Raw genomic sequence first — 13,007 nt, 5'->3', positions numbered from 1 at the left:
CTCATCCCCGCCGCGCCACGAACCCCGCCACCCGCTCCTCCAGCCGCTTCCGGCACTCCGGCCACTCCTGCGCCGTGATCGAGAAGATCGCCGAGTCCCGCAGCCGTCCGTCCTCACCGGGTGCCCAGGAGCGCGACCAGTTGCGCAGGACGCCCTCGAAGCGGGCGCCGACGCTCTGGATCGCCGCGCGGGAGCGTTCGTTGCGGGCGTCCGTCTTCAGGTCGACGCGGGCGACGCCCCACTCCTCGAAGGCGTGCCGGAAGAGCAGCAGCTTGGCCTCGGCGTTGATGCCCGTGCCCTGCGCCGAGCCCGCCAGCCAGGTGAAACCGACTTCCACGGCGTCGAGTCGGTCCTCCGACAGCCAGCACCGCGGCTCCCAGTACGACGTGGCCCCCACCGCCCGCCCCGTCGCGACCGACACCTGCGCATACGGCGCGAGCCGCCCCGTCGCCGCCCGCGCAAGCTGAGCGTCGACGTAGTCACCGACCTCGTCGGCCCTGGGCACCCAGGTGAACTCGTACGTGCCGCGGTTCTCCTCCGCCGCCACGGCCAGGTCCGCCGTGTGCCCGTGGTCCAGCGGTTCCAGGCGCACCAACTCGCCTGCCAGGACCGGCCCTTCCAGCTGGAAACTCAACGCCCGTTCAACCCCCGATGGTCCTTCGCAGCTCCGCGAACGCCTCATGGAAACCGGGGAAAGTCTTGCGTACGCATCCGGGGTCGTCGAACGAGATTCCCGGTACCCGAAGGCCGGTGACCGCGAAGGACATGACGATGCGGTGGTCGCCGTACGTCGTGATGCGGGTGTCTGCCGAAGGAGCGACGCCCGGGTGGATCTCGATCCAGTCCGGGCCCGTCGCCACCCGCACGCCCAGCCGGCGCAGGTTCTCCGCGCAGGCCTCCAGGCGGTCGCACTCCTTCACCCGCGTGTTCGCCACGTCCTCGATGCGGACGGGGGCGGAGGCGAAGGGGGCGATCGCCGCGAGTGTCGGCATGGTGTCCGAGATGTCCCGCATGTTGACCGTGAGGCCGCGCAGTTCGCCGGTGCCCCGGACCGTGGTGGCCGTGGCGCCGACGGACACCTCCGCTCCCATCCGCCGCAGCACGTCCACGAAGCCGAGGTCGCCCTGGAGCGCGCCCGTGCCCAGGCCCGGGACCGTCACCTCGGCGCCCGGGGTCAGCGCCGCCGCCGCGAAGAAGTAGCTCGCCGTGGACGCGTCGGGCTCGATCGCGTAGGTCGTGGCGCGGTAGCCGCCCGGCGGGACCACGAAGACGTCGCCCTCCCTCGCCACCTCCACCCCGAACGCCCGCATCATCGCGAGGGTGATCTCGACGTACGGTGCCGACACCAGGTCCGTGACGCGGATGCGCAGGCCCCGGCGGGTCAGGGGGCCCAGCAGCAGGAGTGCGGTGAGGTACTGGGAGGACTGGCCCGCGTCCAGCGTCACCTCGCCACCCTCCACTCCCGCCGCCCTGACCGTCAGCGGGTGGTGCCCCTCCGCCTCCTCGTGCCGCAGGTCCACGCCCAGGTCGCGCAGCGCACGCGACAGCGGCAGCAGGGGACGCCTGCGCATCTGGGGCGAGGCGTCGAAGCGGTACGTGCCGTGGCCGGCCGCGGCCAGGGTGGGCAGGAAGCGGGCGGTCGTCGCGCCGTCACGGCAGTACACGTCCGCCTCGGCGGCGGCCGGTCCCTGCGGGCGGCCGTCCACCTGCCACGCGTCCGGTGTACGGCCGACCCGGTAGCCCAGCCGCACCAGGCCCTCGGCGAAGCCCTCGGTGTCGTCCGAGCGGAGGGGGCGCAGGAGGGTGGTCACTCCGTCGGCCGCGGCGGCCAGGAAGAGGGCCCGGGCGGTGAGGGACTTCGAGCCGGGGAGGGAGAGGGTCTGCGGGGCGGGCGTGTCGGCGGGCATGCCTCTCATGATCGCCCACGCCCCCCTCCGACGCCGGGACGTCCACGGGGTGGACCCCGTTCAGGGGCGGCGCCCGGAGCGTGGCCCCCGCCTCCACCGGTCGTCCGGCAGCGGCGCCTTGCGGTCCGTCTGCACCTGGAGTTCGTAGTACGAATCGGCTGCCGTCCCGTGCCACACCTCGTCGTGCGCCGCCATCGCCCCGCGCAGGGCCCCGCCCGCCGTCCCGCGGCGGCGGACGTGGCGGGCCAGCAGGGCGAAGAGGACCAGGGTCACGGCAAGACCGGCGAGGACGGTCGGGAGCGGCAGCAACTGGCTCATGCACCGACCCTACGCGGGGGGCGCACCGGCCCGATATGTCGGCTCATCCGTCCCGTTGACCCCGGCCACACCAACTTGGGGAAATCAGGCCCGAGCCGGGAACCCCGCCCCGCCGCCGCTCGTCCAATGCGCAAGCTGCCGGAGAGTCACCGTGGTACGGCGTCGGCCTCGCTGCTGGCTGCGAACGCTGACCAACCCTCTCCTGCGTACTGCGGCCGGCAGCACGCCGTCATCGGCGCGCCCCCCTCCAACTGCGCCGATGACGGCCCCTCCCTGGTTGCTGCGCGCTCCCTTGACTGGCAGAAACTTCCCGGATATTGGTGACCCCTCGGAAGTTTCCTTCAGCGGATCACCTCCGGAAGGAGCGCACGTGCCCTCCAGACGTACCGTCCTCGCCGCCACGGCGGGCGTGGCCGCCTCACTCGCCCTCAGCGGGACCGCGCACGCGAACGACAAGAAGCTCCGCTCCCTCATCTCCCGTATGACGCTCGAGGAGAAGGTCGGCCAGCTCTTCGTGATGCGGGTCTACGGCCACTCCGCCACCGCCCCCGACCAGGCCGACATCGACGCCAATCTCAAGGAGATCGGCGTCCGTACGGCCGCCGAGATGATCGCCAGGTACCGGGTGGGCGGGATCATCTACTTCACCTGGGCGCACAACACCCGTGATCCGCACCAGATCGCCGACCTGTCCAACGGCATCCAGCAGGCGTCACTGCGGCAGCCGCGCGGACTGCCCGTCCTCGTCTCCACCGACCAGGAGCACGGGATCGTCTGCCGGGTCGGCGAGCCCGCCACCCTCTTCCCGGGCGCCATGGCGATCGGTGCCGGCGGTTCACGGAAGGACGCCCGCACCCTCGGCCGGATCGCGGGGCAGGAACTGCGAGCCATCGGCATCCGGCAGAACTACTCCCCCGTCGCCGACGTCAACGTCAACCCGGCCAACCCCGTCATCGGCGTCCGCTCCTTCGGCTCCGAGGCCGACGCGGTCGCCGGGCTCGTGGCCGCCGAGGTCGCCGGGTACCAGGGCGCCGGGGTCGCCGCGACCGCCAAGCACTTCCCGGGGCACGGGGACACCGCCGTCGACAGCCATTACGGCTTCCCGGTCATCACCCACAGCCGGGAACTGTGGGAGAAGCTGGACGCCGTTCCCTTCCGGTCCGCGATCCGCGCCGGCATCGACTCGATCATGACCGCGCACATCCAGTTCCCGGCCCTCGACGCCTCCGGCGACCCGGCCACCCTCTCCCACCCCATCCTCACCGGAATCCTGCGCGGCGAACTCGGCTACGACGGCGTCGTGGTCACGGACTCCCTCGGTATGGAGGGCGTCCGCACGAAGTACGGCGACGCCCGCGTCCCCGTCCTCGCCCTCAAGGCCGGTGTCGACCAGCTCCTCAACCCGCCCTCCCTGGACGTCGCGTGGAACGCCGTCCTGAAGGCCGTACGGGACGGCGAGCTCACCGAGGCACGGCTGGACGAGTCGATCCTGCGGATCCTGCGGCTCAAGGCCCGGCTGGGGCTCTTCGAGGAGCCGTACGTCAGCCACGGCGGTGTGACCCGGACCGTCGGCACCCCGGCCCACCTCGCCGCGGCCGAGCGGATCGCCGAGCGGACGACGACCCTGCTGGTCAACGAGGGGCGAGTGCTGCCCCTGAACCGCAACACCCACCCCAAGCTGCTGGTGGTGGGCGCCGACCCCGCCTCTCCGTCCGGTACGACGGGCCCGCCGACCGGGGTCCTCGCCGCCGCCCTCACCGCACTGGGCTTCACGGCCACCGCCCTGCCGACCGGTACGGCACCCTCGGCGGCCACCGTCGCCCAGGCCGTCGCCGCCGCGCAGGACGCGGACGCGGTCATCGTGGGGACGTACAACATCACAGCCGCCCAGAAGACACTCGTCGAGCAGCTCGTGGCGGCCGGGAGGCCGGTGGTGGCGGTCGCGATCCGCAACCCCTACGACGTGGCCCACCTGCCCACCGTCCCGGCCTACCTGGCGGCCTACTCCTGGACCGATGTCGAACTGCGGGCGGCTGCACGGGTGATCGCCGGACAGGCGGCACCGCGCGGGAAGCTGCCCGTGCCGGTGCAGCGGGCGGACGATCCGGCGACGGCGCTGTACCCGGTCGGGTACGGGCTGGCGTACCGCCGATAGCGCGCGGGACGTACTTCCCGTACGACTCGCAACTCGTACATCACCCCCGAAAGGCGCAAAGGACCCCACACGTCTGGCGTGGCCCCGCCGCGGCGGTCACGCTGGGCGGTGGGGGTAGTGCGGGGGGATTGTGATGCGCGACAGGTTTTCCACGGGGGTGGTGTACGTACTGGCGGCGCTGCTCGCCGCCCTGCTGACGGGGTGCACCCAGCCGGCGGCCGGCGGGGAGAGCGACGAGGGGACCGCCGCCACGGCCTCGGTCTCACCGTCCGCGACCCGGGCCTCCGGATTCGGCGCGGTGTTCCTCGCGGTCGACGAGTGCAGCTCCTTCGGCAAGGCCAGCTTCACCGAGGTGCCCTGCACCAGTGAGCGGGCGGCGGCACGGGTCGTGGCCCGGCACGACGGCACCCCGTCCGGCGGGCCGCCGTGCCCGGCGACCACCGACTTCGTGCTGCACATCAGCGAGCAGAGCCAGATCTCCGACGAGGACGGCGACGGGGCGGTGCCGCAGGGATACGCCTGCATGCGCAACCTGCAACCGCCGCACCCCGGTGACCCCGGCGGCGGGGGCGGACCGCGGACCATCGTCGGCGACTGCGTGTACAGCTCGGGCAGCGGACAGGTCAGGGAGACCGCGTGTGACGGCAAGGGCGCGAGGAAACCGCAGTACAAGGTGGTGAAGGCGGTCGCCGAGCGCAGCCGGTGCCCGCTGTCCACAGCCCTGTACGTCCAGCTCGGCGGCGCTCAGCCGGTGGGCTGCGCCCGGCCGTTGTGATCCCGGCCGGGCGCGGCGAGCGGACTACGGACGCAGGGCGGGCTCGCGCTCCACGTCCCGGACGTCCAGCTTCTTGTCGAACTTCGCGAGCGGCTTCGCCTCGCTCACGGCGGTGGCCGGAACGCCCGCCCAGGCGAGGATCCTGGCCGTGGCGAACGCCTTCTGGTCGGCGACCAGACCGGCGACGTTCGCCCCGTGGTTCATGCCGGGCGCGGTGAACACGTACGCGTCCTTGGCTCCCTTGTCGACGCGGAACCGCTCCGCGCCCCACGGGTCGTTCTGGCCGTAGACGTAGAGCATGTGACGGGCGTTGTTCCGCACCCAGTTGTCCACGTCCCGCATCGCGTACGGCTGGAACTTCGTCGGGATGTCCCGCGGGACGAAGTTGCGCGGCGGCTGGTAGCCGTAGCGGACGTACTTCTTCTCGATGTGCGGGAAGTGGATCGTCGGGGCGCCGAGCTGGGTGGCCGCCTGGTAGTAGTACGGCGTGTACGGCGCCAGGCCCTGGTCGGTGTAGAAGGAGAACCCGGAGACGGTGTCGATCGAGTTCCAGATCTGGTCGTCGGTCGCGGTCTTCGCGTCCGGCGGGACGAGCTCGTCGTCACCGCAGTTGGCCAGCAGGTTGTACTGCCAGAAGCCCCAGACGTAGTCGAGGACGACGGCCTCGTAGGCCCGGTCCAGGCTGCCGACGGTGCTGAAGGTGAAGCCCTCCGCCGCCGCGTACTGGGCGTACTTCTTCTCCAGCGGCTCGCGCCGCACCAGGGCCTCGCGCTGCACCGCGTTCAGCCGGTCGCGGCACTCCTTGGTGCCGACCTTCTCGAAGAAGCGGTCGTACGCCGAGTCCTCGTTGTTCACCACGTCGTTGGGGGCGACGTACGCGACGACGCCGTCCATGTCTCGCGGGTAGAAGCGCTCGTAGTAGGTGGCGGTCATGCCGCCCTTGGAGCCGCCCGTGGAGATCCAGTTCTTCGTGTAGATCTTCTTCAGCGCCTTGAAGATGCGGTGCTGGTCACTGGCCGCCTGCCAGATGTCCAGCTTCGTCCAGTCGGCCGGGTCGGGCCGGGAGGGCGTGAAGAAGCGGTACTCCATGGAGACCTGGTTGCCGTCCACGATCTGGGTCGGCTCACGGCGGCCCGGGTTCGTCGAGACGCTGTAGCCGCCGGTGTAGAAGACCGTCGGCCGGCCGGCGTCCTTGTGCAGCACGGTGATCCGCTGCTGGAACGTGCCCTTGGACGGGTGCCGGTGGTCGACCGGCTGGGTGTAGTTCAGGACGAAGAAGCGGTAGCCGGTGTACGGCTTCTCCTCGACCAGGCTCATCCCCGGGACGGCGAGGAGCTGATCCTTGATGTCGGTGGCGGCACTGGTGCCGTCGGCCTCCGGCTCGGCGGCGGTGGCCGCCCCTGCCGTACTGACCGTGCCGATGAGCACGACCAGCGTGAGGAGCCATCTGAGCGCCTTGCGCATGCACCCTCCCCTGTGAGTACAGATGTGCGCCGGACGCTAGCGGCGCAAGTCCGGTCCGCACCAGGGGAAGTGACGCCACGATGGGGAAAACCCTGTGGGAAACCTGTGTCTCAGAGCCGGATCCAGCCGTCCGAGTCGTACTTGCCCCGGCCGACCTCGCCCTTCACCCACACCTTCCGCTGCCCGGCGTGCACGGTGACCGGACCGGCCCGGTACTTGTACCGGCCCACGTCCTCGACCGGCCGCAGCCCGTACGCCCGCAGACTCACTTTCATGTGCTGCCGGACCCCGGGGCGCTTGGGAAGTGTCACCGCGCACACGTAACCGCGCCGCTTGTACACCTCCACGGTGCCGGTGGAGAACGGGAACGACCTGACCTTGCGCCCCTCGCAGGACGAGGCCGCGGCCTGCGCCTGTCCCGGCACGGCGACCCCGAACATCCCGGCCGCCACCGTCACGGTCAGTCCCACCGCCAGCCGCCGTATCGCTCCACTCTTCACTGCCGTCCCTCCCGCAGCTCTTGGACGTACGGGTGTACGGACGCAGAACGTATGTCGGACGGTTGCACGACCGTCAGCCGGACACCTCGGCCGGCTCCCCCACGAACGTCCGCCACAACTCGGCGTACCGCCCGTCCAGCGCGAGCAGCTCGTCGTGGGTTCCGTCCTCGACCACGCGGCCGTGGGCCATCACCACGACGCGGTCCGCGCGGGCCGCCGTGGTCAGGCGGTGGGCCACGACGAGGGTCGTACGCCGGCCCGCGAGACGGTCGGTGGCCTGGTTGACCAGGGCCTCGGTGGCGAGGTCCAGGGCTGCCGTGGCCTCGTCGAGGAGCAGGATGTCCGGGTCGACCAGTTCCGCCCTGGCCAGCGCGATCAGCTGGCGCTGGCCCGCGGAGAGGTTGCGGCCGCGTTCGGCGACCTCGTGGAGGTAGCCGCCCTCCAGCGTGGCGATCATCTCGTGGGCGCCGACCGCGCGGGCCGCCGCCTCGACCTCGGCGTCGGTGGCGTCCGGGCGGCCGTAGGCGATGGCGTCGCGGATCGTGCCCTGGAAGAGGTAGGCCTCCTGGGGGACCACGCCGAGGCGGTGGCGGTAGGAGGTCAGGTCCAGGGCGCGCAGGTCCGAGCCGTCGACCGTCACCCGGCCGCCCGTCGGATCGTAGAACCGGGCCACCAGCTTGACCACGGTGGACTTGCCCGCGCCCGTCTCGCCGACGAACGCGACCGTCTGACCGGCGGGGATCTTCAGGTCGATGCCGCCGAGTGCCTCCTCGTCGTCGCCGTACGCGAAGTGCACGTTCTCGAAGGCCACTTCGCCCCGCAACGACAGGACGTCCAGGGGCTCCTCGGCCGCCTTCGTGGACGTCGGTTCCTGGAGCAGCTCCTGGATGCGGCCCAGGGAGACGGTCGCCTGCTGGTAGCCGTCGAAGACCTGGGAGAGCTGCTGGACCGGGGCGAAGAACAGGTCGATGTAGAGGAGGTAGGCGACCAGGGCGCCGGTCGTCAGGGTCGCCGCGTCCACCCGGCCCGCGCCCGCGATCAGCACGGCCGCGGCGGCCACCGAGGACAGCAGCTGGACGAAGGGGAAGTAGATCGAGATCAGCCACTGGCCCCGGGTGCGGGCCTGGCGGTAACTGTCGCTGCGCTCCGCGAAGCGCGCCCCGCCGTCCCGCTCCCGGCGGAACGCCTGCACGATCCGCAGCCCGGACACCGACTCCTGGAGGTCGGCGTTGACCACCGAGACGCGTTCACGGGCGAGTTCGTACGCCTTCACGCTCGCCTTGCGGAAGAAGTACGTGGCGACGATCAGCGGCGGGAGCGTCGCGAAGACGACCAGCGCCAGCTGTACGTCGATCACCAGCAGGGCGCCCATGATGCCGAAGAAGGTGACGACCGAGACGAAGGCGGTGACCAGGCCGGTCTGCAGGAAGGTCGAGAGGGCGTCGACGTCCGTCGTCATCCTCGTCATGATCCGGCCCGTCAGCTCCCGCTCGTAGTAGTCGAGTCCGAGCCGCTGGAGCTGGGCGAAGATCTTCAGACGCAGGGAGTACAGGACCCGTTCGCCGGTGCGTCCGGTCATCCGGGTCTCGCCGATCTGGGCCGCCCACTGGGCGAGGACCGAGAGCAGGGCGAACAGGGTCGCCGTCCAGATCGCTCCGATGGCCATCCGCGTGACGCCGTCGTCGATGCCGTGCCGGATCATCACCGGGAGCAGCAGGCCCATGCCGGCGTCCACGGCGACCAGGCCCAGGCTGATCAGCAGCGGGCGGCCGAAGCCCCGCAGCAGCCGTCGCAGGCCGTACGACTCCTCGGGCGTGACCGCGCGTGCCTCGTCGATGTCGGGGGTGTCCGTCGCCGGGGGCAACGCGTCGACCTCGGCGAGGAGTTCGGGGGTGGCCGGAGTGCCCGCGAGAGCGGTGTCCTTGGGCTCGCGGTCGCCGGTCCACAGGCGGGGGGTGACTCCGCGCTCGGCGTCGAACTCGGCGTCCAGCTCGTCGCGTACGGAGGTGTCGTCCTGTACGGCGGCCGGCCGGGCGTGGCCCGGGGAGACGCCGCCGAGGCCGTCGGGGTCGGTGAGCAGGCGGCGGTAGAGGGGCGACCGGTGCTGGAGTTCCTCGTGGGTGCCGAGGTCGGCGAGGCGGCCGTTCTCCAGGACGGCGATGCGGTCGGCGAGGTTCAGGGTGGAGCGGCGGTGGGCGATGAGGAGGGTGGTGCGGCCCTCCATGACCTGCCTCAGGGCCTCGTGGATCTCGTGCTCGACCTGCGCGTCCACGGCGGAGGTGGCGTCGTCCAGGACGAGCAGACGCGGGTCGGTGAGGATCGCGCGGGCGAGCGCGACGCGCTGACGCTGGCCGCCGGAGAGGGTGAGGCCGTGTTCGCCGACCTTGGTGTCGTAGCCCAGGGGGAGCTCGGCGATGAAACGGTCCGCCTGGGCGGCGCGGGCGGCCTTCTCGACCTCCTCCTGCGTCGCGTCGGGACGGCCGTACGCGATGTTGTTCCGGACCGTGTCCGAGAAGAGGAAGGAGTCCTCGGGGACCAGACCGATCGCGGCCCGCAGGGAGTCGAGGGTGAGCTCGCGGACGTCGTGGCCGCCGATGAGGACGGCGCCATGGGTGACGTCGTAGAAGCGCGGCAGGAGCAGGGAGACGGTGGACTTGCCCGAGCCGGAGGAACCGACGACCGCGAGGGTCTCGCCGGCGCGGATCTCGAAGCTCAGGCCGTTCAGAACCGGGCTGGTCCTGCCGGGGGCGCGGTCGTAGCCGAAAGACACGTCGTCGAACTCGACGGTGGCCGGGGCGGCGGCGGGGAGCTCCTTGGTGCCGCCCTTCAGGTACGGCTCGGTGTCGATCAGCTCCAGGACGCGCTCGGTGCCGGCGCGGGCCTGCTGGGCGACCGTGAGGACCATGGCGAGCATGCGGACCGGGCCGACGAGCTGGGCGAGGTAGGTGGAGAAGGCGACGAAGGTACCGAGCGTGATGTGGCCGCGGACCGCGAGCCAGCCGCCGACGGCCAGCATCGCGACCTGGCCGAGGGCGGGGACGGCCTGGAGGGCCGGGGTGTACTTCGAGTTGAAGCGGATCGTGCGCAGGCGGCCCGCGTAGAGGCGGCGGCCGACCTCCCGGAGCTTCCCGGTCTCCTGGTCCTCCTGGCCGAAGCCCTTGACCACGCGTACGCCGCTGACGGCGCCGTCGACCACGCCCGCGACGGCGGCGGCCTGGGCCTGGGCGTACCAGGTGGCGGGGTGCAGCTTGGAGCGGGAGCGCCTCGCGATCCACCACAGGGCCGGGGCCACCGCCAGGGCGACCAGGGTGAGCGGGATCGACAGCCAGGCCATCACGATCAGGGAGATCAGGAAGAGGGCGAAGTTGCCGATCGTCATCGGCAGCATGAAGAGCAGGCCCTGGATCAGCTGGAGGTCGCTGGTGGCCCGGCCGACGACCTGGCCCGTGGACAGCTCGTCCTGGCGGCGGCCGTCGAGGCGGGTGATCGTGCCGAACATCTCCGTGCGGAGGTCGTGCTGGACGTCGAGGGCGAGGCGGCCGCCGTAGTAGCGGCGGATGTAGGTGAGGACGTAGACGAGGACCGCCGCGACGACCAGGGCGCCCGCCCAGGGGGCCATGTCCCGGGTGTGGTCGCCGATGACGTCGTCGATGATCACCTTGGTGATCAGCGGGACGATCGCCATGACGGCCATGCCGCCGAGGGACGAGACCAGGGCGAGGACGACGTCCTTGGGGTAGCGCCAGGCGTACCCGGCCAGTCGTCGTGCCCATCCCCGTTGCGGTTCCACGCGGTGCCCTCCGGTTTGTCCCTCGACCTGATCTACCGGAAGGCACCAACGCCAAACCGAGCGGATTTCATCCCTCCGCAACATTCCCGAGGGTCAGGCCCGCACCCTGAGGTAGTAGAACCGGGTCGTCTGCACCGCGTTCTGGTTGTCGTCGCTGACCAGCAGGACCTCGAGGCGGCCCTTGCGCACGCCCGTGACGACCATGCCCTCGATGTTGTCGAGGAGCGGGTTCGGCTGGGGCTGCTTGGCCGTCGCGCCCAGGGTCGGGCAGCTCGCGATGTCCGTGAGCAGGGTCTTCTTGATCAGGCGCACACCGGACTGGCCCGTCAGGTTCTCGACGCCGCTCGTGTCCGTCGCGTGGCGGGGGTCGGCCAGGTACAGGCGGACCGTGTTGCCTACGCCGGAGGTGAAGCCGCGCTCCAGGACGAGGAGGCGGCCGTCGGGCAGGGCCTGGACCTCGGGGACGCCGAGGAAGGCGGCGTCGGTGCGGTAGGCGTACTGGGCCGCGAGCTCGAAACGGCCGTGGTGGCGCCGCCAGGTCTGGAAGCGGACGATGCCGGCCGTGTCGCCGGAGAGCGCGTACTCCATGGAGGCGAGCAGGGTGCGGCCGCCGTTCATGAGGGTCAGGCCCTCGAAGGTCTGGTTCGACGTGGCGCGGCCCGCCGGAGCCACCTGGAGCGAGGCCGGGACGGGGAGGCGGTCGAGGATCGTGCCGTCGGTGCCGTAGCGGCGGATCGACGGCTCGGTCTCCGAGGTGATCAGCCGGGTGCCGTCGCGGTCGATCGCCAGGCCCTCGGAGTCCAGCGCGGCGCCCTTCTCGTCGGCGAGCGGAACGACCGCCTTCGGCGCGAGGGTCCTCGCGTCCAGGGAGAACAGCGAGGAGCGGTCCGAGAGGGCGGCGAGCGAGCCGTCCCCGTCCACCGCGAGCGCGGAGAAGTTGCCGACGAAGGTGCCGTCGTACGTCGTCTTGTCGAGCGCGTCGGAGAAGCGGTCGAGTGAGACGGACGGGGAGCAGGCGTGGCTCACCGGCGCGGCGGCCTGCGCCGGGCCCGTGGCCGCGAGGCAGGCCGCCGCCGCGACGGCCGCGGTGGTGGTGGCGAGTACGGTTCTCAGCTGCATGGCCGTCACCGTAGGTCGGGTCGGTGACGTACGGGAGTCCGGCAGGCGTCAGCTCGCCGCGAGATCGCGGTGGATGACCTTCGCGACGCCCTGGATCGTCGTGATGCCGTAGTTCATGGTGCTGTTGCCGTGGGTGAGCACCGTGATCATGTAGTCGTGGCCGCCGCCCTTGAAGGTGCCGACGCTGTGCACCCGCCAGCCGTGCGTGGAGCGCTGCAGCCAGCCGTTCTTGACGTGCCAGGAGATGCCCGATCCGCGGCCGTACGGTGTGCCCCAGCGCTGCGACGAGATGACCTGGCCCATCAACTTCAGGATGTAGGCGCGGGAGTTGTCGCTCAGGACCGTGTTCTTCGCGGTGACCAGCTTGAGCAGCTTCTGCTCGTCGGTGACGGTGATCTGGGTCAGGCCCCAGTAGCCGTTCGCCCCCGGCTTGGTCTGGGTCATGCCGGCCGCGGAGAGGAAGCCCTTGATCTTGGTCAGCCCGAGCTGGCGCCACAGCTTGCTGGTGGCGTCGTTGTCCGACTTGGTGATCATGGCCTTGGTGAGGGTGACCTCGCGGTCGGTCAGATACCTGTTGTGCTTCTTCGCGTCCCACAACAGCGTGGCGAGAACGGTCACCTTGACCACGCTCGCGGAGTCGTAGGCGGTGGAGGAGCGCAGGGTGCAGGTGGTCTTGGTCGTACGGTCGTAGAGGCCGACGGCGATCGTGCCGGAGCGGTGGGAGAGGGCGGACGTGATGTCCCGCTTCAGTTTGTCGGCCAGGCCCGCCTTGGCGGACGTGCAGCTGACGGCCGGTGCGGTCGCGGCGGCGGCCGGCGTGGCGGCGGCGACGCACGCGGCCAGCGCGCCCGTCGCGATCCATTTCGCGTGTCTTGCTATCCCCCGAGTCATGCCCATTTGACTCGCGGGTTCAGGTGAATGGTTGTACGCATGGGGAATGGTTGTGCGAGTCGTTACCTAACCCGTGGCGTTTTCACAG

At 71.1% G+C, this 13,007-nt stretch carries 10 protein-coding genes; 2 read left to right on the top strand and 8 right to left on the bottom strand.

The window, feature by feature from the left end:
• Position 1: 1 nt before the first annotated feature.
• From AQJ46_RS09790 to AQJ46_RS09780, 3 genes are read right to left on the bottom strand one after another with little or no spacing between them, the layout of a single operon-like run.
• Positions 2–634, bottom strand: a complete 633-nt coding sequence (locus tag AQJ46_RS09790; protein WP_059205197.1) for a GNAT family N-acetyltransferase — start codon at positions 632–634, stop codon at positions 2–4.
• A gap of 7 nt (positions 635–641) precedes the next feature.
• Positions 642–1,907 (bottom strand): 3-phosphoshikimate 1-carboxyvinyltransferase, encoded by a 1,266-nt coding sequence (aroA, locus tag AQJ46_RS09785; RefSeq protein ID WP_059205196.1) that lies wholly within the window; start codon positions 1,905–1,907, stop codon positions 642–644.
• A gap of 60 nt (positions 1,908–1,967) precedes the next feature.
• A complete protein-coding gene (locus tag AQJ46_RS09780) occupies positions 1,968–2,225 on the bottom strand; it encodes a hypothetical protein (protein ID WP_059205195.1) in 258 nt (85 codons plus the stop codon).
• 370 nt (positions 2,226–2,595) lie between these two features.
• Between AQJ46_RS09780 and AQJ46_RS09775 the strand changes: the two genes are divergently transcribed.
• On the top strand, positions 2,596–4,380 hold the full coding sequence (locus AQJ46_RS09775) for a glycoside hydrolase family 3 protein (protein ID WP_059205194.1): 1,785 nt from the start codon (positions 2,596–2,598) through the stop codon (positions 4,378–4,380).
• A 133-nt stretch (positions 4,381–4,513) separates the two neighbouring features.
• Positions 4,514–5,155, top strand: a complete 642-nt coding sequence (locus tag AQJ46_RS09770) for a hypothetical protein (protein WP_059205193.1) — start codon at positions 4,514–4,516, stop codon at positions 5,153–5,155.
• Between the two features lie 24 nt (positions 5,156–5,179).
• On the opposite strand, the gene AQJ46_RS09765 is transcribed toward AQJ46_RS09770, so the two are convergent.
• The 5 genes from AQJ46_RS09765 to AQJ46_RS09745 all read right to left on the bottom strand — a co-directional run bounded on the left by AQJ46_RS09765 (position 5,180) and on the right by AQJ46_RS09745 (position 12,919).
• Positions 5,180–6,619: a S28 family serine protease gene (locus tag AQJ46_RS09765; protein WP_059205192.1), complete on the bottom strand. Its 1,440-nt coding sequence runs from the start codon at positions 6,617–6,619 to the stop codon at positions 5,180–5,182.
• 110 nt (positions 6,620–6,729) lie between these two features.
• Positions 6,730–7,059, bottom strand: coding sequence for a hypothetical protein (locus AQJ46_RS09760; RefSeq protein ID WP_387530925.1), 330 nt, complete (start codon positions 7,057–7,059; stop codon positions 6,730–6,732).
• Between the two features lie 133 nt (positions 7,060–7,192).
• On the bottom strand, positions 7,193–10,909 hold the full coding sequence (locus tag AQJ46_RS09755) for an ABC transporter ATP-binding protein (RefSeq protein WP_059205190.1): 3,717 nt from the start codon (positions 10,907–10,909) through the stop codon (positions 7,193–7,195).
• A 93-nt stretch (positions 10,910–11,002) separates the two neighbouring features.
• Positions 11,003–12,028, bottom strand: a complete 1,026-nt coding sequence (locus tag AQJ46_RS09750; protein ID WP_059205189.1) for an esterase-like activity of phytase family protein — start codon at positions 12,026–12,028, stop codon at positions 11,003–11,005.
• 48 nt (positions 12,029–12,076) lie between these two features.
• Entirely contained in the window at positions 12,077–12,919 is an 843-nt protein-coding gene (locus AQJ46_RS09745; protein WP_059205809.1) for a serine hydrolase, read from the bottom strand.
• Positions 12,920–13,007 lie beyond the last annotated feature (88 nt).

It is taken from the genome of Streptomyces canus (assembly GCF_001514145.1).
GTDB classification, from domain to species: Bacteria; Actinomycetota; Actinomycetes; order Streptomycetales; family Streptomycetaceae; genus Streptomyces; species Streptomyces canus.
The sequence above is the reverse complement of the archived record's forward strand: the minus strand, read 5'-3'. Positions and strand labels throughout refer to the sequence as shown.

Bases quoted from the DNA above. Each gene is read 5' to 3' on its own strand.
- aroA (WP_059205196.1), bottom strand. From the start codon at position 1,907: ATGCCCGCCGACACGCCCGCCCCGCAGACCCTCTCCCTCCCCGGCTCG.
- AQJ46_RS09780 (WP_059205195.1), bottom strand. From the start codon at position 2,225: ATGAGCCAGTTGCTGCCGCTCCCGACCGTCCTCGCCGGTCTTGCCGTG.
- AQJ46_RS09770 (WP_059205193.1), top strand. From the start codon at position 4,514: ATGCGCGACAGGTTTTCCACGGGGGTGGTGTACGTACTGGCGGCGCTG.
- AQJ46_RS09765 (WP_059205192.1), bottom strand. From the start codon at position 6,619: ATGCGCAAGGCGCTCAGATGGCTCCTCACGCTGGTCGTGCTCATCGGC.
- AQJ46_RS09760 (WP_387530925.1), bottom strand. From the start codon at position 7,059: ATGTTCGGGGTCGCCGTGCCGGGACAGGCGCAGGCCGCGGCCTCGTCC.
- AQJ46_RS09750 (WP_059205189.1), bottom strand. From the start codon at position 12,028: ATGCAGCTGAGAACCGTACTCGCCACCACCACCGCGGCCGTCGCGGCG.
- AQJ46_RS09745 (WP_059205809.1), bottom strand. From the start codon at position 12,919: ATGACTCGGGGGATAGCAAGACACGCGAAATGGATCGCGACGGGCGCG.